Source organism: Microbacterium sp. AZCO, assembly GCF_039614715.1.
Classification (GTDB): domain Bacteria; phylum Actinomycetota; class Actinomycetes; order Actinomycetales; family Microbacteriaceae; genus Microbacterium.
In genome coordinates this window covers 341,994-360,316 of sequence record NZ_CP154857.1, presented here as the reverse complement: position 1 = coordinate 360,316, position 18,323 = coordinate 341,994, and the positions used below count along the sequence as shown (strand labels likewise).

At 69.5% G+C, this 18,323-nt stretch carries 17 protein-coding genes; 9 read left to right on the top strand and 8 right to left on the bottom strand.

All coding sequences use genetic code 11. From position 1 onward, the window contains the following. Positions 1–93 precede the first annotated feature (93 nt). On the top strand, positions 94–918 hold the full coding sequence (locus tag AAIB33_RS01650) for a hypothetical protein (RefSeq protein ID WP_345801834.1): 825 nt from the start codon (positions 94–96) through the stop codon (positions 916–918). Positions 919–1,033: 115 nt separating this feature from the next. Here the strand turns inward: AAIB33_RS01650 and AAIB33_RS01645 are convergent, their stop codons facing one another. The 8 genes from AAIB33_RS01645 to AAIB33_RS01610 form a co-directional block, all read right to left on the bottom strand. Continuing rightward, complete coding sequence (locus AAIB33_RS01645; protein WP_345801833.1) at positions 1,034–2,149, bottom strand: adenosine deaminase; 1,116 nt, start codon at positions 2,147–2,149, stop codon at positions 1,034–1,036. 62 nt (positions 2,150–2,211) lie between these two features. Next, on the bottom strand, positions 2,212–3,504 hold the full coding sequence (locus AAIB33_RS01640; protein ID WP_345803483.1) for a thymidine phosphorylase: 1,293 nt from the start codon (positions 3,502–3,504) through the stop codon (positions 2,212–2,214). Positions 3,505–3,623: 119 nt separating this feature from the next. Continuing rightward, positions 3,624–4,025, bottom strand: a complete 402-nt coding sequence (locus tag AAIB33_RS01635) for a cytidine deaminase (RefSeq protein ID WP_345801832.1) — start codon at positions 4,023–4,025, stop codon at positions 3,624–3,626. Positions 4,026–4,030: 5 nt separating this feature from the next. Next, positions 4,031–5,287, bottom strand: coding sequence for an ABC transporter permease (locus AAIB33_RS01630; RefSeq protein ID WP_345803482.1), 1,257 nt, complete (start codon positions 5,285–5,287; stop codon positions 4,031–4,033). Between the two features lie 29 nt (positions 5,288–5,316). Beyond that, complete coding sequence (locus AAIB33_RS01625; protein ID WP_345801831.1) at positions 5,317–6,597, bottom strand: ABC transporter permease; 1,281 nt, start codon at positions 6,595–6,597, stop codon at positions 5,317–5,319. Next, positions 6,594–8,114 (bottom strand): ABC transporter ATP-binding protein, encoded by a 1,521-nt coding sequence (locus AAIB33_RS01620; RefSeq protein WP_345801830.1) that lies wholly within the window; start codon positions 8,112–8,114, stop codon positions 6,594–6,596. Before AAIB33_RS01620 ends, AAIB33_RS01625 begins: the two co-directional genes overlap by 4 nt. A 114-nt stretch (positions 8,115–8,228) precedes the next feature. After that, a complete protein-coding gene (locus tag AAIB33_RS01615) occupies positions 8,229–9,338 on the bottom strand; it encodes a BMP family ABC transporter substrate-binding protein (protein WP_345801829.1) in 1,110 nt (369 codons plus the stop codon). 199 nt (positions 9,339–9,537) lie between these two features. Then, on the bottom strand, positions 9,538–10,650 hold the full coding sequence (locus tag AAIB33_RS01610; RefSeq protein ID WP_345801828.1) for a mannose-1-phosphate guanylyltransferase: 1,113 nt from the start codon (positions 10,648–10,650) through the stop codon (positions 9,538–9,540). A gap of 238 nt (positions 10,651–10,888) precedes the next feature. Here AAIB33_RS01610 and sdhC point away from each other — a divergent pair, with 238 nt between their 5' ends. The 8 genes from sdhC (at position 10,889) to AAIB33_RS01570 (ending at position 18,316) form a co-directional block, all read left to right on the top strand. Further along, positions 10,889–11,323: a succinate dehydrogenase, cytochrome b556 subunit gene (sdhC, locus tag AAIB33_RS01605; RefSeq protein WP_345801827.1), complete on the top strand. Its 435-nt coding sequence runs from the start codon at positions 10,889–10,891 to the stop codon at positions 11,321–11,323. Further along, positions 11,323–11,775 carry a succinate dehydrogenase hydrophobic membrane anchor subunit gene (locus AAIB33_RS01600; RefSeq protein WP_345801826.1) on the top strand — a complete coding sequence of 151 codons (453 nt, stop codon included), beginning with the start codon at positions 11,323–11,325 and terminating at the stop codon, positions 11,773–11,775. Before sdhC ends, AAIB33_RS01600 begins: the two co-directional genes overlap by 1 nt. A gap of 43 nt (positions 11,776–11,818) precedes the next feature. Then, complete coding sequence (sdhA, locus tag AAIB33_RS01595; protein WP_345801825.1) at positions 11,819–13,648, top strand: succinate dehydrogenase flavoprotein subunit; 1,830 nt, start codon at positions 11,819–11,821, stop codon at positions 13,646–13,648. Positions 13,649–13,650: 2 nt separating this feature from the next. Beyond that, entirely contained in the window at positions 13,651–14,451 is an 801-nt protein-coding gene (locus AAIB33_RS01590; protein ID WP_345801824.1) for a succinate dehydrogenase iron-sulfur subunit, read from the top strand. Positions 14,452–14,501: 50 nt separating this feature from the next. Beyond that, the gene (locus tag AAIB33_RS01585; RefSeq protein ID WP_345801823.1) at positions 14,502–15,743 is read left to right on the top strand and encodes a YihY/virulence factor BrkB family protein; all 1,242 of its coding nucleotides are present in this window, start codon (positions 14,502–14,504) and stop codon (positions 15,741–15,743) included. Between the two features lie 39 nt (positions 15,744–15,782). Then, on the top strand, positions 15,783–16,631 hold the full coding sequence (locus AAIB33_RS01580; protein ID WP_345801822.1) for an exodeoxyribonuclease III: 849 nt from the start codon (positions 15,783–15,785) through the stop codon (positions 16,629–16,631). Between the two features lie 114 nt (positions 16,632–16,745). Then, on the top strand, positions 16,746–17,750 hold the full coding sequence (gene trpS, locus AAIB33_RS01575) for a tryptophan--tRNA ligase (RefSeq protein ID WP_345801821.1): 1,005 nt from the start codon (positions 16,746–16,748) through the stop codon (positions 17,748–17,750). Then, positions 17,750–18,316: a GNAT family N-acetyltransferase gene (locus tag AAIB33_RS01570; protein ID WP_345801820.1), complete on the top strand. Its 567-nt coding sequence runs from the start codon at positions 17,750–17,752 to the stop codon at positions 18,314–18,316. Before trpS ends, AAIB33_RS01570 begins: the two co-directional genes overlap by 1 nt. Positions 18,317–18,323 lie beyond the last annotated feature (7 nt).

The following is an 18,323-nucleotide window of genomic DNA, read 5'->3' as shown; positions in this document are numbered from 1 at the left end:
CCCGCTCCTCCCCAACGGGGCCCGCCCGTCGTCGGTCCCCAGCCGCAGCAGGAACGCCCGGCTCCAGGTCGTCGGTCGGGCGAGGCTGTGCGGATGCTCACGTCCGCTCCTCCCATCCCTCGAACCTTCCTCAGCCGGTCGACCCTGCTCAGCGGTGGTCTCAGCCGACGGCATCTCGATGCGCAGCTGACGGCGGGCCGCCTCATCCGGGTGCGAAAGGGCCGATACCTCACCGCCGACACCCCTGCAGACGTCGTCAGGGCGGCGAAGCTCGGGGGTCGAATCGATTGCGTCTCGCTACTCCACGCCCTCGGCGTCTACGTCCTCTCGCACGACACCCTCCACACGCAGGTGACGAACGGTGCGAGTCGCCTTCCGCCCCCGCCGGAAGATGTCGTGCGGCACTGGCGCCCGAGCTCCGCCTCGCCCGACGACGTGACGACGCCGCTCGTCGAGGCGTTGGCTCAGGCGTGTCGCTGTCAGGCGCCGAGGGACGCCGTCGCCACGATCGACAGCGCATGGCATCTCGGCCTGGTCGATGAGGACGCCGTCGCGGAGGTCTTCCGCCGACTTCCAGCCCGCTATGCCGCCGTTCGGGCTCTCGTCGACAAGCGGGCAGAGTCAGGGCCGGAGACGATCGTCCGCCTCATGCTGCGAGCGCTCGGATGTCGGATCGAGGTTCAGGTGGATCTCGACGGCGTCGGACGCGTGGATCTCATCGTCGATGGCTGGCTGATCATCGAGTGCGACAGCAAGGCGTTCCACGAGGGCTGGGACGCGCAGAAGCGTGACCGGCGCCGAGACATCGCCGCAGCTCGCCTCGGCTACACCACCATCCGTCCGCTCGCCGAGGACATCCTGTACAACCGGGACCGGGTGCTCGCCGACCTCAAGGCCGTCCTCGGCGCGCACCGATGAGGGCGCGCCGTGCACCAACTCAGCAAGAACCCGGCGGAACAGGCCTCCGCAGCCGTTCGCGCGGCGTGTCGCGGCGACTCTTGAGGAGTTGGTGCACGCGCCGCGCCGCGCCGCGTCAGACGTCGAAGCCCTCGCTGATGATGTCGATCAGCTCCTCGCGCTCCTCGACGGGGAGGAACGAGCCGGCCGCGGCGTTGAGCTGGAACGTCTCCAGGTCGTCGAGGTCGTAGTCGAACGTCTCGGCGAGCAGCGCGAGCTCGCGCGTCAGCGACGTGCGGCTCATCGTGCGGTTGTCGACGTTCACGGTGACGGTGAAGCCCAGCTGGTACAGGAGGTCGAACGGGTGGTCCTCGAGCGTCGTGCCCCAGCGCTCGATCGCGCCCGTCTGCAGGTTCGACGAGGGCGAAAGCTCGAGCGGGATCTCGCGGTCGCGCACCCAGCGCGCGAGGTCGCCGAAGGTGACGAGCACCTCCTCGCCCTCCTGCGACACGATCTCGAGGTCCTCCGCGATGCGCACGCCGTGCCCGAGGCGCAGCGCCCGGCCGTCGAGCAGGGCCGAGCGGATCGAGTCCAGGCCCGCCGCTTCGCCCGCGTGCACCGTCGCGGGAAAGAACTCCGACGCGAGGTAGTCGAACGCCGCCTTGTGACGCGACGGCGGGAAGCCGTCCTCGGGTCCGGCGATGTCGAAGCCGACGGCGCCGCGGCCGCGGAAGTCGACCGCGAGCTTCGCGATCTCGAGGGAGCGGTCGGTGTGGCGCATCGCGGTGATGAGCTGGCCGACGCGGATGTCCCGGCCCGCGCCGTCGGCGGCATCCTCGCCCTCTTCGATGCCCTCCTGCACGGCCTCGACGACCTCTTCGAGCGACAGCCCGCCGCGCAGGTGCTGCTCGGGCGCCCAGCGCACCTCGCCGTAGACGACGCCGTCGGCGGCGAGGTCCTCGACGAATTCGCGCGCGACGCGGCGGAGGCCCTCGGCATCCTGGAGCACCGCGATCGTGAGATCGAACGTCTTCAGGTACTCCACGAGCGAGCCGGAGTCGCTCTTCTCGGCGAACCAGTCGGCCAGGTCGTCGGCGTCCGTCGAGGGCACCTCGACGCCCGCGCGGTCGGCGAGCTCGATGATGGTCGCGGGGCGCACGCCGCCGTCGAGGTGATCGTGCAGCGAGACCTTGGGGAGGCTCCGGAGGGAGACGCCCTGGAGGACGGCGTCGCCGTGCTGGTCGATGGGCATGTGGGCTTCTCCTCGGATCGGCGGAAGGGGAATGGATGCTGCGCCTGCGGCGCGCGGCGCGCTCAGGCCGTGATGCGCTCGAGCACGAGCGGCGTGGCCTCCGGCGCCTCGGCGCCGACCTGCCACGCGTCGTCGAGCGCCTCGAGCGCGCGCTCGAACCGGCTGGAATTCTGCGCGAGCAAGGTGAACAGGGGCTGTCCGGCGACCACCCGATCGCCCGGCTTGACGTGCAGGTCGATGCCGGCGGCGTGCAGCACGGGGTCTTGCGCACGGGCCCGGCCGGCGCCCAGACGCCAGGCGGCGATCCCGAAGGGCAGGGCATCGAGGCGCGTGACGTGTCCCGACTCGGTCGCCGTCACGGTGTGGGTCTCGTTCGGGGTCGGGAGTGCGGCATCCGGATCCCCGTCCTGCGCGCGGATCATGGCGCGCCAGGCATCCATCGCGCGCCCGTCCCGGAGGGCGGCCTCGACGTCGGCGTCGGGCTGCCCGGCGAGGGCGAGCATCTCGCGCGCGAGCGCGAGGGTCAGCTCGACGACATCGGCGGGTCCGCCCCCGGCGAGCACCTCGACCGACTCGCGCACCTCGTTGGCGTTGCCGATCGCGAGGCCGAGGGGGGTGTTCATGTCGGTGAGGAGCGCCGTCGTCGCGACGCCGGAGTCCGTGCCGAGCGCGACCATCGTGCGGGCGAGCTCGCGCGCCTTCTCGACGTCGCGCATGAAGGCGCCCGAGCCGAACTTCACGTCGAGCACGAGCGAGTCCGTGCCCTCGGCGATCTTCTTCGACATGATGCTCGAGGCGATGAGCGGGATCGCCTCGACCGTGCCCGTGACGTCGCGCAGCGCGTAGAGCTTCTTGTCGGCGGGCGCGAGGCCCGAGCCGGCGGCGCAGATGACCGCGCCGACGTCGCGCAGCTGCGCGACGAGCTCGTCGTTGGAGAGCGCTGCACGCCACCCGGGGATCGACTCGAGCTTGTCGAGCGTGCCGCCGGTGTGGCCGAGACCCCGGCCCGACAGCTGCGGCACCGCGACGCCGAACGAGGCGACCAGCGGAGCCAGCGGCAGGGTGATCTTGTCGCCGACGCCTCCCGTGGAGTGCTTGTCGACGGTGGGCTTTCCGAGCCCGGCGAAGCTCATGCGCTCGCCCGAGCGGATCATCGCATCGGTCATGACGCGGATCTCGTCGCGCTGCATCCCGTTGAGCAGCACCGCCATCGCGAACGCCGCCATCTGAGAGTCCGCGACGTACCCGCGCGTGTACGCGTCCACCATCCAGCGCAGCGCGTCTTCGGGAACTGCTTCCCCATCGCGTTTGGCGCGGATGACGTCGACGGCGTCGAACGGTTCGACGGAGCTCACCGCAGGCGCCTCGACGGAGCTCACCGCAGGCGGCTCGACCTGCGACCCCTCGACAGGCTCGGGGACCGAGGCAGCCTCGACCTGCGACCCCTCGACGGGCTCGGGGACCGAAGCCGCCATCAGCGCGCCGCCTCCTCGAGGTCGCGGGGTCCGAACGCGTCGGGCAGCACCTCGTCGATCGTCCGGATGCCGGAGACCGTCTCGAGCAGCATCCCGGGGAGGGCGTGTTCGTAGAGCAGCTGACGGCAGCGCCCGCACGGCATGATCGTCTCGCCGTCGTTGTTGACGCACACGAAGGCGACCAGCTGTCCGCCGCCCGTCATGTGGAGCTCGGACACGAGTCCGCACTCGGCGCACAGCGTGACGCCGTACGACGCGTTCTCGACGTTGCAGCCCTGCACGATGCGGCCGTCGGAGACGAGCGCCGCGGCGCCCACGCGGTAGCGCGAGTACGGCGCGTACGCGCGCTGCATCGCCTCGGTCGCGGCGGAGCGCAGCTCGTCCCAGTCGATGTCGGTCACCCGGATCACCCCTTGATGTACGGTTTGCCGTCGGCGGCGGGAGCTCTGGACTTCCCGACGACGCCGGCGACGACGAAGATCGTGACGAGGTACGGCAGCATCAGCATGAACTCGCTCGGCACGGGCGACCCGATGACGCTGAGCGTATTCTGCAGGCTGGATGCGAAGCCGAAGAGCAGTGCGGCGAGCGTCGCCTTGATCGGATCCCACTGTCCGAAGATGACCGCCGCGAGGGCGATGAAGCCGGCGCCCGCCGTCATCTCCTTGTTGAAGGCGATGCCGTTGCCGATCGTGAACACGGTGCCGCCGATGCCGGCGATGGCGCCGGCGAGGATGACGTTCCAGAAGCGCGTGGCGTTGACCTTGATGCCCACCGTGTCGGCGGCCTGCGGGTGCTCGCCGACGGCGCGCAGGCGCAGGCCCCACCGGGTGTGGAACATCCCGACGTAGACGACCGCGACGGCGATGTACATGAGGTACACGAGGATCGTCTGCCGGAAGAACACGGGCCCGATGACGGGGATCTCGCTGAGGATCGGGATCGGGATGCGCGGGAAGCGCGGCGGGGCGTTCAGCTGCGCGGCGTTGGGCTGCAGCACCTGCGAGTAGAGGAAGCTCGTGAGGCCGGCCACGAGGACGTTCAGCACGACGCCGACGATGACCTGGTCGACGAGGTACCGGATCGCGAACGCCGCGAGGACGGCCGCGACCAGCACACCCGCGAACGCCGCCGCGACGAGTCCGAGGATGGGCTGACCTGTGATCGTCGCGACGATCGCGGCCGTGAAGGCGCCCGCGAGCAGCTGACCCTCGATCGCGATGTTGACCACGCCCGCGCGCTCGCCGATGACGCCGCCGAGGGCGCCGTAGATCAGCGGGATGGCGAGGGTCAGCGAGCCGGCGAGGAGACCCGTGACCGGGATCGCCGCGCCCGCCGCCGCCCACGTGAGGAATCCGAACACCGCGATGAGGATGTAGGCGATGACGATCCACAGCGGCGATCGGCCGCCGGCGCGCACGAGGAAGAACGACGCGAGCGTGAGCAGCACGAGGAACGCGAAGCAGATCCACGCCGTCGGCATGACGGGGACGACGAGGTCGGGGAGCTTGATCGCGTCGGCATCGGTCGACAGGCGGAACGTCGTGACGCCGTCGCGCGGCGCGGCGACGAGCAGCAGCGCGTACAGCGCGGTGAAGATCGCGAGCGCGATCGGCGCCTTCCAGCTGCGGATGACCGTCTTCTGCATGCCTTCGACGGGCATGAGCCCTTCCGTCGAGACCATCGGAGTCGTCACTTCGCGGCTCCCTCGAGCTCGGTGTCGGCCTTGACCTCGGCCTTGAGCGCCTTCTGCCGGGCCTTCTCGGCGCGGCGGCGATCCCGTTCGGGCGAGGGGAGGAAGAAGATCGTCCGCACGAGCGGCGGTGCCGCGATGAACAGGACGATGAGCGACTGGACGACCGCGACGATCTCGATCGGGATCTGCTCTGCCGCCTGCATCGAGAATCCGCCGGCCTTGAAGGCGCCGAACAGGATGCCGGCTGCGAACGTGCCCCAGGGCGTCGAGCGTCCGAGCAGCGCGACCGTGATGGCGTCGAAGCCGATGCCCGCGTCGATGTCGGCGCTGAAGCCCGTCGTGATCGTGCCGAGCACCTGGTTGACACCGGCGAGACCCAGCAGCGCGCCGGAGATCAGCATCCCGTAGATGTACATGTTGCGGACGTTGATGCCCGCGACGCGCGCGGCGTTCGGGTTCACGCCCACGGCGCGGAACTTGAAGCCGAGTGACGAGCGGTTGATGATCCACGCGACGAGGAAGGTCGCGGCGATCGAGAGGATGAATCCGAAGTGCAGGTTGAACTGCGGCCCGAGCAGGTCGGGGAAGATCGCGGTCTCCTTCATCGGCGCCGTCTTGGGGTTGCTCGACCCCGGTGCCTGGAGGAGGCCCGGCGTGCGCAGCATCCACGAGATGAGGTAGAACGCGACGTAGTTGAGCATGATCGTCACGATGACCTCATGCGCACCCGTCGTGGCCTTGAGGACGCCCGCGATGCCCGCCCACAGGGCGCCGGCGATGAGACCGGCGAGGAGGGCGACGATCATGTGCAGCGGGAACGGCAGGTCCCACGCGAACCCGATGTAGCCGGCCGCGGCGGCGGCCATGAGCATCTGGCCGCGGCCGCCGATGTTGAACATGCCGATCCGGAACGCGAGCGCGACACCGAGGCCTGCCGCGATGAGCGGGGTGGCGAACGTGAGCGTCTCGGTCAGCGGGCGGATGGCTCGGGCGAAGGTCGGCGCGCCGAAGTTGTAGACCGCTCCCTGGAACAGGGCGGAGTAGGCGCCCCACACGGCGTTCCAGACCGCGGTGATCGTGTCACCCGGGCGAGCGAAGAAGTACTTCGCCGCGGCCTGCACGTCTTCATCGGTGACGGCGATCAGGATGCCGCCCACGATGAGCGCGAGGAGCACGGCGAGGACCGAGATGATCGCATTGCCCTGCGTGATGCGGCGGAATGTGTCATGCCACTTCGAGGGAGGAGGGACCTCGCTCGGCTCGGACGGAGTTGTCACGCGGCGGCCCCTTCCCCGGTGGCGGACTCGCCCGCCATCATCAGCCCGAGCACTTCGCGCGGCGTGTCTCCCGGCACGATCCCCACGATGCGCCCGCGGTACATCACCATGATGCGATCGGCGAGCGCCGCGACCTCGTCGAGCTCGGTGGACACCACGACGACGGGCACCCCGGCGTCACGCGTCTCGATGATGCGCTTGTGGATGAACTCGATCGAGCCGACGTCGACGCCGCGCGTCGGCTGCGCCGCGACGAGGAGCGACAGGTCGCGGCTGAGCTCGCGCGCGAGCACGACCTTCTGCTGATTGCCGCCGGAGAGCGTGCCGACGGGCGTCTCGATGCCCTGCGCGCGCACGTCGAACTCGCGGAACCGGTCCTTCGCGAAGTCGGCGAGCGTGCTGCGCTGCAGGTTGCCCGCCTTCACGAAGGGGGCGCCGTTCGAGCGGTCGAGCATGAGGTTCTCGGCGATCGAGAAGGTGCCGACGAGCCCGTCCTCGTTGCGGTCCTCCGGCACGAAGCCGACGCCCTCGTCGAGGATGTGCCGCACGCTCTTGCCGACGAGCTCCTCGCCGTTGAGGACGATCGACCCGCGCACCTGCGGCTGCAGCCCGATGAGCGCCTCGGTCAGCTCGGTCTGGCCGTTGCCCTGCACGCCCGCGACGGCGAGCACTTCGCCGCCGCGCACCTCGAAGCTCACGTCGTCGACGACGACCTGGCCGATCGGGTCGATGACGCTGAGGCCCTCGACGACGAGCGTGCGGTCGTTGGGGCGAGGTGCGTCCTTCTTGACCGTCAGTTCGACGGCTCGGCCGACCATCATCGACGCCAGCTCGGCGTTGGACGCGGTCGGCGACGCCTCGCCGACGACCTTTCCGAGGCGGATGACGGTGATGCGGTCGGCGACCTCGCGCACCTCGCGGAGCTTGTGCGTGATGAAGACGATGGATGCCCCGGACGCCTTGAGCTGGCGCATGATCTCCATGAGCTCGTCGGTCTCCTGGGGGGTGAGCACCGCCGTCGGCTCGTCGAACACGAGCACCTTCGCGTCGCGCGAGAGGGCCTTGATGATCTCGACCCGCTGCTGGACGCCGACGGGCAGGTCTTCGACGAGCGCGTCCGGGTCGACCTGGAAGCCGAAGCGGGCGGAGATCTCGCGCACGCGCTCGCGCGCCGCCGCGAGGTCGAGGAACCCTCCCCCGCGCGTGGACTCGTTGCCGAGCATGACGTTCTCGGCCACGGTGAAGACGGGGATGAGCATGAAGTGCTGGTGCACCATGCCGATGCCCGCGTGCATCGCGTCGCCCGGGCCCTGGAAGTTCTGCACGTGGTCGTCGAGGAGGATGACGCCCTCGTCGGCCGTGTACAGGCCGTAGAGGACGTTCATCAGCGTCGACTTGCCCGCGCCGTTCTCACCGAGCAGGCAGTGGATCTCGCCCGGCTCGACGACGAGGTCGATGTGGTCGTTGGCGACGAGGGTGCCGAACCGCTTGGTGATGCCGCGGAGTTCGAGCTTCATAGGGCAGATCCTAGTGAGAGGGGATGCGGCGGCGCACCGGACAGGCGCGGGTTCGGCGAACCTCGGACACGCGTGTGGGGAGGCCGGCGGACCGACCTCCCCACACGGGATGGATCACTTGTTGAGGTAGGACTCGACCGTGATGGAGCCGTCGATGATGCCGGCCTTGATCTTGTCGAGCTCACCCTGGAGGTCGGGCGAGACCTTGCTCTCGAAGTCGTGGAACGGAGCGAGTCCCACGCCGTCGTTCTTCAGCGTGCCGACGAACGGCGTCGCGTCGAAGTTGCCCTTGCCCGCGGCCATGACGGCGTCCTCGACGCCGACGTCGATGAGCTTGCGGATCGACGTGAGCAGCAGGTCGCCGACGGTCGGGTCGGTCTCGTACACGTCGGCGTCGACGCCGATGAGGGCGATGTCACGACCGGAGCCGCGGATCACCGAAGCGGCGCTCTGGTAGATCGGACCGCCGACGGGGAGCAGCACGTCGACGCCCTGGTCGACGATGCCCTGCGCCGTGTTGATGGCGTCCTGGTTGGCGTCGAAGCCGCCCGTGAACGAGCCGTCCTGCGTGTCGCGGTTCCAGCCGACGACCTGGACGTTGTCGCCCTTCTCCTTGTTCCAGTACTCGACGCCCTGGGCGAAGCCGTCCATGAAGATCGAGACCGTCGGGAAGTTCATGCCGCCGAACGTTCCGACCTTCTTGGCCTCGGAGAACGACGACGCCGCATAGCCGGCCATGAACGCCGCCTGCGCGGTGTCGAAGATGATCGGCTTGATGTTCGGCGAGTCGGTCTTGCCGTCGAAGTCGTTGTCGACCGGGTCGTCGATCGAGACGAAGTCGATGTCGGGGTTGGCCTTGGCCGCCTCGCCCGCGGCCTGCGCGAGCGCGAAGCCGACCGTGATGATGAGCGTGCAGTTCTGGTTGACGAGCGTGTCGATGTTCGGCGCGAAGTCGGTCTCGGAGTTCGACTCGACGGCCTTGAAGTCGACGCCCAGCTCCTCAGCGGCCTTCTGCAGGCCCTCGTAGCCGAGCTGGTTGAACGACTTGTCGTCGAAGCCGCCCGCGTCGGAGACCATGCAGGGCTTGAAGCCGGCGACGGCCGCGCCGGTGGCGGCACCGCTCGACTCCGACTCCTCGGGCGCGGATGCGCAGCCCGCGAGGGCGACGACGAGGCCGGCGGCGACGAGTCCGCCGAGCAGTCGCGTTCGGGTGGAAATGGTCAAGTCTGCCTCCCACGGAAGATGACCCGCGGACCTCGCGGGTTCCCCACCCGCGTACCTCGCGGGTGCAGAACAGAAGTTACCTACTGTGACCGGGGACTTGCATCCTTGCACCGCTCATGGGCGCGAATGGTTACAAAGACGCAACACGCAGGGAACCGGATGCCGCACTTTGTGCGACTCCGGCTCACCCGCGACCGGTTCAGAGCACGTCGCCCCGGCCGTTGACCTTGAGGGCGTCGACGACGCCCTTCACGCGCTGCGCGTGCTCGCTCGTCGTGACGAGGAGGGCGTCCTCCGTGTCGACGATCACGATGTCCTTGACGCCGATGACGCTGATGACCCGGGTGGTCTGGCTCACGACGATGCCGCTCGAGGCGTCGGCGAGGATGCGCGCGTTCTCGCCGAGGATCGCGAGGTCGTTGCGCCCGCGCGAGTTGAGCTTGGCGAGGCTCGCGAAGTCGCCGACGTCGTCCCAGTCGAAGTGCCCCGGGATGACGGCGAGGCGGCCGCGGTCGGCGGCGGGCTCGGCGACGGCGTAGTCGATCGCGATCTTGGTCAGACGGGGCCACACGCGGTCGACGACCGGCCCGCGGGCGTCGCGGTCGTCCCACGCCTCGGCGAGCTCGAGGAGTCCGGCGTGCAGCTCGGGCTGGTTGCGCTCGAGCTCGGCGAGCAGCACGTCGGCGCGCGTGATGAACATGCCCGCATTCCACAGGTAGGAGCGGTCGGCGTAGTACTCCTTGGCGGTCTCCAGGTCGGGCTTCTCGACGAAGCGCTCCACGAGCGCGGCCTCGGGAGCGCCCTCGACGACGATCTCGCCGGACTTCTTGATGTAGCCGAAGCCCACCGACGGCTCGACGGGCGGGATGCCGATCGTGCAGATGTAGCCCTCGCGCGCCGTCGCGACCGCCTGCCGGACGGCCCAGTCGAAGACCTGCGTGCCCCGGATGACGTGGTCGGCGGCGAACGAGCCGATGATGACGTCGGGCTCGCGGCGGGCGAGGATCGCCGCGGCGAGGCCGATCGCGGCCGCGGAGTCGCGCGGCTCCGACTCGAGGAAGACGTTCTTGTCGGGCACGCCGGGGAGCTCGCGCTCGACGGCGGCGCGGTGCGCCCGCCCGGTGACGACCGCGATGCGGTCGCGGCCCGCGATGGGCTCGAGGCGGTCCCACGTGTCGCGCAGGAGGGTCTGCCCCGATCCCGTCAGGTCGTGGAGGAACTTGGGGGCGCCCGCCCGGGACAGCGGCCACAGCCGGCTGCCGATGCCGCCCGCGGGGATGACGGCGTAGAAGTCCTTGATCGGCTCTGGCATGCTCCCCAGGCTACCGACGGGCGTTGCGGGGGCATGTCGGCGAGTTGTCGGGAACGTGAAGTCCGGCATCCATCGGCCCTCTCGATATCTCGATGTCGAGATAGTTAGGACCGCCTTATCCCCCCGCGCGGAATCACGGGAATAGGATGCTGGTGCGCCCGCGTGACGCAGGGGAGGCATTCCCCGAGGGGCAGAGTCCCGCCCCTCCACACAGTGTTCGAGTCAGGGAGGACGGCCCGTGTCTGCACCAGCACGCGTCACACCGTCGGTCGCAGAGACCACGTCGAGAGTGCCGCGAGGCACGCTGTACCGCGGCCGCGAAGGCATGTGGTCGTGGGTCCTCCACCGCATCACGGGCGTGGCGATCTTCTTCTTCCTGCTCGTGCACGTGCTCGACACGGCGCTCGTCCGGGTGTCGCCCGAGGCGTACAACGCCGTCATCGGCACGTACAAGAACCCGATCATGGGTCTCGGCGAGGTCGTGCTCGTCGCAGCCATCGCGTACCACGCCTACAACGGCCTGCGCATCATCCTGGTCGACTTCTGGCCCTGGGCCACACGTCATCAGCGGCAGCTGTGGTGGGGCGTCCTGGGCCTGTGGGCCGTCACGATGCTCGGCTTCGCGCCGCGTCACCTCATGAACGTCTTCGCAGCCACGGGAGGGGGTCACTGATGAGCACCGTCGCCGCTCCGCGCTCCCCCATCGCCGCTCCGCGCCGCAAGGGTCCGAACCTCGAGAAGTGGGGCTGGATCTACATGCGCGCCTCGGGCGTGCTGCTGGTCGTCCTCATCTTCGGGCACCTCTTCGTCAACCTGCTGACCGGTGACGGCATCCACCAGATCGACTTCGCATTCGTCGCGGGCAAGTACGCCTCCCCGTTCTGGCAGTGGTGGGACGTCATCATGCTGTGGCTCGCGCTGATCCACGGCGCGAACGGCATGCGCACGATCGTCAACGACTACGTGACGCACAACGGCGCCCGCCGGGTCCTCGTGTGGGCGCTCTGGCTCGCGGCCGGCTTCCTCATCCTCCTCGGCACCCTCGTGGTGTTCACCTTCGACCCCTGCATCGGCGTCACTCAGGACAGCTCCCTCTGGGAGATGTGCCAGAGCGTCGCCGGCTGAGCGTCGCCGCCGCGAGTACGACAGAGACGAGAGCATCCTTCACGTGAGCACCCAGACCAACGCCGACAGCTACGTCAAGGACGGCGTCCACTACCACCAGTTCGACATCGTCATCGTGGGCGCCGGCGGCGCCGGGATGCGCGCCGCGATCGAGGCCGGCCCCGGAGCCCGGACGGCCGTCATCACGAAGCTGTACCCGACGCGCTCGCACACGGGTGCCGCGCAGGGCGGCATGGCGGCGGCCCTCGCGAACGTCGAAGAGGACTCCTGGGAGTGGCACACCTTCGACACCGTCAAGGGCGGCGACTATCTCGTCGACCAGGACGCGGCCGAGATCCTCGCCAAGGAGGCGATCGACGCCGTCATCGACCTCGAGAACATGGGCCTGCCGTTCAACCGCACGCCCGAGGGCAAGATCGACCAGCGCCGCTTCGGCGGCCACACGGCCGACCACGGCAAGACCCCGGTCCGTCGCGCCTGCTACGCGGCCGACCGCACGGGCCACATGATCCTGCAGACGCTCTTCCAGAACTGCGTCAAGCTCGGCATCAACTTCTTCAACGAGTTCTACGTGCTCGACCTGCTGACGGTCCAGGATGCCGCGGGCGCCACGCAGGTCGCCGGCGTCGTGGCGTACGAGCTGGCGACGGGCGACCTGCACGTCTTCCAGTCCAAGGCCGTCATCTTCGCCACCGGCGGCTTTGGCAAGATCTTCAAGACGACCTCCAACGCCCACACGCTCACGGGCGACGGCGTCGGCGTCGTGTGGCGCAAGGGCCTGCCGCTCGAGGACATGGAGTTCTTCCAGTTCCACCCGACCGGCCTCGCCGGGCTCGGCATCCTGCTCACGGAGGGCGCCCGCGGTGAGGGCGCGATCCTCCGCAACGTCACGGGCGAGCGCTTCATGGAGCGCTACGCGCCGACCATCAAAGACCTCGCGCCGCGCGACATCGTCAGCCGCTGCATGGTGCAGGAGGTCGCCGAGGGCCGCGGCGCCGGCCCGCACCGCGACTACGTGCTGCTGGACTGCACGCACCTCGGCGCCGAGGTGCTCGAGACGAAGCTCCCCGACATCACCGAGTTCGCGCGCACGTACCTGGGCGTCGACCCCGTCGTCGAGCCCGTGCCGGTCATGCCGACGGCGCACTACGCGATGGGCGGCATCCCGACCAACAACAACGCCGAGGTGCTGAGCGACAACACGACGGTCGTCCCCGGCCTGTACGCGGCCGGCGAGTGCGCGTGCGTCTCGGTGCACGGCTCCAACCGCCTCGGCACCAACTCGCTCCTCGACATCAACGTCTTCGGCAAGCGCGCCGGCCGCAACGCGGTCCAGTACGTCCAGACGGCCGACTTCGTGCCCCTCCCCGAGGATCCCGCGAAGGATGTCCGCGACATGCTCGAGGGCCTCCGCGAGAACGCGGGCACCGAGCGCGTCGCCGTGCTCCGCAAGACGCTGCAGGACGAGATGGACCGCAAGGCCCAGGTGTTCCGCACCGACGAGTCGCTCACCGACGTGCTCGGCACGATCGAGGACCTTCGTGCCCGCTACAAGAACGTGCACGTCGACGACAAGGGCAAGCGGTACAACACCGACCTGCTCGAGGCCGTCGAGCTCGGATTCCTGCTCGACCTCGCCGAGGTCGTCGTCGTGACCGCGAAGAACCGCAAGGAGAGCCGCGGCGGCCACATGCGCGACGACTTCCCCAAGCGCGACGACGAGAACTACCTGCAGCACACGATGGCCTACCTGTCGGGCGACCCGCACTCGTCGAACGCCGAAGACCACATCCGGCTCGACTGGAAGCCCGTCGTCTTCACGAAGAACGCGGACGGCGAGTTGCGCTACCCGCCGTTGGAGAGGAAGTACTGAGCATGGCGACGTCCGCGACCGACATCATCGAGCGCACCGACGCAGACGCCCCGGCGGAGGCCGAAGAGGCCGCCGCCGACACCGGCATCCAGTCCTACCTCGTCACGTTCATCATCCGTCGCTTCGACCCCGAGGTCGACGAGGAGCCCCGCTGGGTCGACTACGACGTCGAGCTCTACTCGACCGACCGTGTGCTCGACGCGCTGCACAAGATCAAGTGGGAGGTCGACGGCTCGCTGTCCTTCCGCCGGTCGTGCGCCCACGGCATCTGCGGCTCGGACGCGATGCGCATCAACGGCCGCAACCGGCTCGCGTGCAAGACCCTCATCAAGGATCTCGACATCTCGCAGCCGATCTACGTCGAGGCGATCAAGGGCCTGCCGCTCGAGAAGGACCTCATCGTCGACATGGAGCCCTTCTTCGCCTCGTACCGCGAGGTGCAGCCCTTCCTGATCGCGAACTCGACGCCCGCACCGGGCAAGGAGCGCATCCAGTCGATCGTCGACCGCGAGGTCTTCGACGACACCACGAAGTGCATCCTCTGCGCCGCGTGCACGTCGTCGTGCCCCGTGTTCTGGACCGACGGCCAGTACTTCGGCCCCGCCGCGATCGTCAACGCGCACCGCTTCATCTTCGACTCGCGCGACGACGCCGCCGAGGTGCGCCTCGACATCCTCAACGACAAGGAGGGCGTATGGCGCTGCCGCACGACCTTCAACTGCACCGAGGCGTGCCCCCGCGGCATCGAGGTCACGAAGGCGATCGCCGAGGTCAAGCAGGCCGTTCTGCGCGGCAAGGCCTGACGACGGGGAGTGGATGCCTCGCAGGCATCCACTCTCGCTAGTCTTTTCGCGTGACCGCCTCGTCCCGTTCCGTCGCGCCCAGGGCGCAGGATGCCGCGGACGCCGCGGCCGCGGAGGAGGAGGGTCTCCGGCGCAGCTGGGAGCAGACGCAGGCGTCCCTTCGAGAGCGCTTCGAGCCGCGCATCGAGCAGGCACGGGGATTCACGCAGCGCACGATGGGGTGGTTCCCCATCCGCGTGTGGATGCACTTCCTCCACCACAACGGGTTCCTGCTCGCCGCCGGCGTCAGCTATCAGGCGCTGTTCGCGAGCTTCGCCGCCATCTACGTCGGCTTCGCCACCATCGGGCTCTGGCTCGGGGCGAGCCCCGAGGCGATCCAGGCTCTCATCCAGCTGATCAACACGTACATCCCGGGCCTCATCGCCGACGAGGGCGGACTCTTCACACCCGACCAGGTCACCGAGATCGCCACCAGCAGCGCAGCCGCCCTCGGAGTCACGGGTGTCATCGCGCTCGGAACCCTGATCTGGACCGCCATCGGCTTCGTGACGTTCGCCCGGCGAGCGATGCGGGACATCTTCGGGCTGCCGCCCGACCTGCGCAGCTACTTCTTCCTCAAGGCGCGCGACCTGGTCGGGGCACTGTTCTTCGCCCTCGCCCTTCTCGTGGGGTTCGCGCTCACCTCGTTCGGAACATACGCGCTCAACTTCCTGGTCTCACTGCTCGACCTCACGCCGCCATCCGGGTGGTACGAAGCGACACTGCGCATCAGCACCGTGGCGATCTCCTTCGTCGTCTACACCGCCGCCCTCGCCGGTCTCATCAGGTTCCTCACCGGGACGAAGCTCGCGTGGCGGCGGATCTGGCCCGGGGCGCTGCTCGGCGGCAGCGCGATCACCGTCCTGCAGCTCTTCACGGCGTGGCTGTTCGCGTACACGCCCTCGAACACGCTGCTCGCGGCGTTCGCGATCTTCGTCGGCCTGCTCCTCTGGTTCCGCATCATCGGCGTCATCATGCTCGTCGCCGCGGCGTGGGTCGCGGTGTCGGCCGACGACAACGACGTGCCGCTCCTTCCGCTGTCCGATGCCGAACGACTGATCCGGGAGCACCAGGCGCTCCTGGTCGCCGCGCAGGTGCGGCTGCGCACCGCGAAGCTCGCCGCCGAGCAGGCGCCCTGGTATCGCAAGTGGGCCGCCGACCGGGCCGTGCGGGACGCCGTGGACGAGCTGCAGCACGTGGAATCGGTCGCGCCTCCCCCGCTGCCCAAGCTCCGCGGGACGATCCTGGAGTGACCGGCTCGGGTGTCGGGGGCCGCGGCTAGGCTGGCCCCCGTGCCACGCCGCGTCCGCATCGCCTCCGTCAACGTCAACGGCATCCGTGCCGCCACCCGCAAGGGGATGATCCCCTGGCTCGAGCAGGCCGACGTCGACATCCTCGCTCTGCAGGAGGTGCGGGCGACCGTCGACGAGCTCGCGGCATCGCTGCCGGGGTGGGAGCTCGTCAACGACGAGGCGCTCGCGAAGGGGCGCGCCGGCGTCGCCATCGCGTCGCGCGCCGGATCGGTCGAGGTGCGCCGCGTGCTGAGCGACGACGAGACGCTCGACTCGGCGGGCCGCTGGATCGAGGCCGACTTCGACGTCGACGGCACGACGCTCACCACCGTGAGCGCCTACGTGCCGTCGGGCGAAGTGGGCACCCCGCGGCAGGAGGCCAAGTGGGTCTTCCTCGACGCGATGGAGAAGCGGATGCCGCTCCTCCGCGCGGAGCGGCCGCTCAGCGTCATCATGGGCGACCTCAACGTCGGGCACCGCGAGCTCGACATCCGCAACTGGAAGGGCAACGTCAAGAAGGCCGGGTTCCTGCCCCGCGAGCGCGCCTACTTCGACCGCTTCCTCGGGGCCGACGGCGCCGAGGTGACCGGGGTCGACGGCTCCGTCGGCCCGGGACTCGGCTGGGTCGACATCGGCCGCCGCTACCACGGCGAGGTCGACGGGCCCTACACGTGGTGGTCCAACCGCGGCAAGGCCTTCGACAACGACACCGGCTGGCGCATCGACTACCACCTCGCGACGCCCGACCTCGCGGCGCTCGTGAGCGACTACCGCGTCGTGCGCGCTCCCTCGTGGGACACCCGGTGGAGCGACCACGCGCCCGTCGTCGCCGACTACGCCGTCGGCTGACGCTCACGCCGTCGGCTGACGCTCACGCCCTCGGCTGACCCTCACGCCGTCGGCTGACGCTCACGCCGGCGGACGGCGGCGGGGCGAGGCATCCATCGTGAATAGGATTGATCGGTGACGAAACCGCGCCTCTACTCCGGCATGCAGCCCTCCGCCGACTCGCTCCAGATCGGCAACTACATCGGGGCGCTCATGCAGTGGCGCGACCTGCAGGAGACGTACGACGCCTTCTTCTCGGTGGTCGACCTGCACGCGCTGACGCAGCCGAACGACCCCGCCGAGCTGCGCGAGAAGACGCGCCGCACGGCCGCGCAGTACATCGCCGCGGGCATCGAGCCGTCGAAGTCGACGCTCTACGTGCAGTCGCACGTGCCGGCGCACGCCGAGCTCGCCTGGATCCTCTCGACGGTCACGGGCTTCGGCGAGGCCGGGCGCATGACGCAGTTCAAGGACAAGTCGCAGCGCTACGGCGCGGACGCGACGTCGGTCGGGCTCTTCACGTATCCCGTGCTCATGGCGGCCGACATCCTGCTCTACCAGACCGACATCGTCCCCGTCGGCGACGACCAGAAGCAGCACGTCGAGCTGACGCGCGACCTCGCCGAGCGGTTCAACAGCCGCTACGGCACGACCTTCACCGTCCCGATGCCGGTCATCCAGCAGGAGACGGCCCGCATCTACGACCTCCAGAACCCGACCTCGAAGATGTCGAAGTCGGCGGAATCGGATGCCGGTGTGCTGTGGCTCCTCGACGACCCCGCGGTGTCGGCGAAGAAGGTCATGCGCGCCGTGACCGACAGCGACGGCTCGGTGCGCTACGACCGCGAGCACAAGCCCGGGGTCTCGAACCTCCTCGTCATCTACGCCGCCCTCACGGGACGCCAGATCCCGGCCATCGAGGACGAGTACGCGGGCCGCGGCTACGGCGACTTCAAGAAGGGCCTCGCCGAGGTCGTCGTGAACGAGTTCGGTCCCGTGCGCCAGCGCGCGCTCGACCTGCTCGACGACCCCGCCGAGCTCGACCGCCTGCTCGCCGTGAACGCGGCGAAGGCCGATGAGGTCGCGCGCGCGACGCTCTCCGACGTGTACGACAAGGTCGGCCTGCTCCGCCGCGCGTGATGGAGCCCGTCACGCTGCGCACGGCGCGCCTGGAGCTGACCCTTCCCGACGAGGGCGACATCGACGCGATCTACGCGGCGTGCCAGGATGCCGGCATCCAGCGCTACACGACGGTCCCGTCGCCGTACGAGCTGAGGCACGCGGAGGAGTTCGTCGTGCGGGTCGCCAAGGGCTGGGCCGAGGGCGTCGAGTTCTCGTGGGTCGTGCGCGACGCGGGCACCCTCGCGGCGATGGTCGGCCTGTACCGGCCGGCCGCCGGTCAGGCCGAGCTCGGCTACTGGACCGCGCCCGCCGCACGCGGTCGCGGCGTCATGACGGAGGCTGCGAGGGCCGTCGTCGACTGGGGCTTCTCGCCCGAGGGCCTCGATCGGCAGCGGATCGAATGGCGGGCCGCGGTCGGCAACGTGCCGTCGGCCCGGGTCGCCCGCTCGCTCGGGTTCCGGTACGAGGGCACCCTTCGAGACGCGCTCCGAAACGGCGCCGGCGTCCGCGCCGACAGCTGGATCGGCGGCCTGCTCCCCCGCGACGACCGCTCGCCGCAGGCCTGGCCGGTGCTGGAGTCCTGACCGCAAC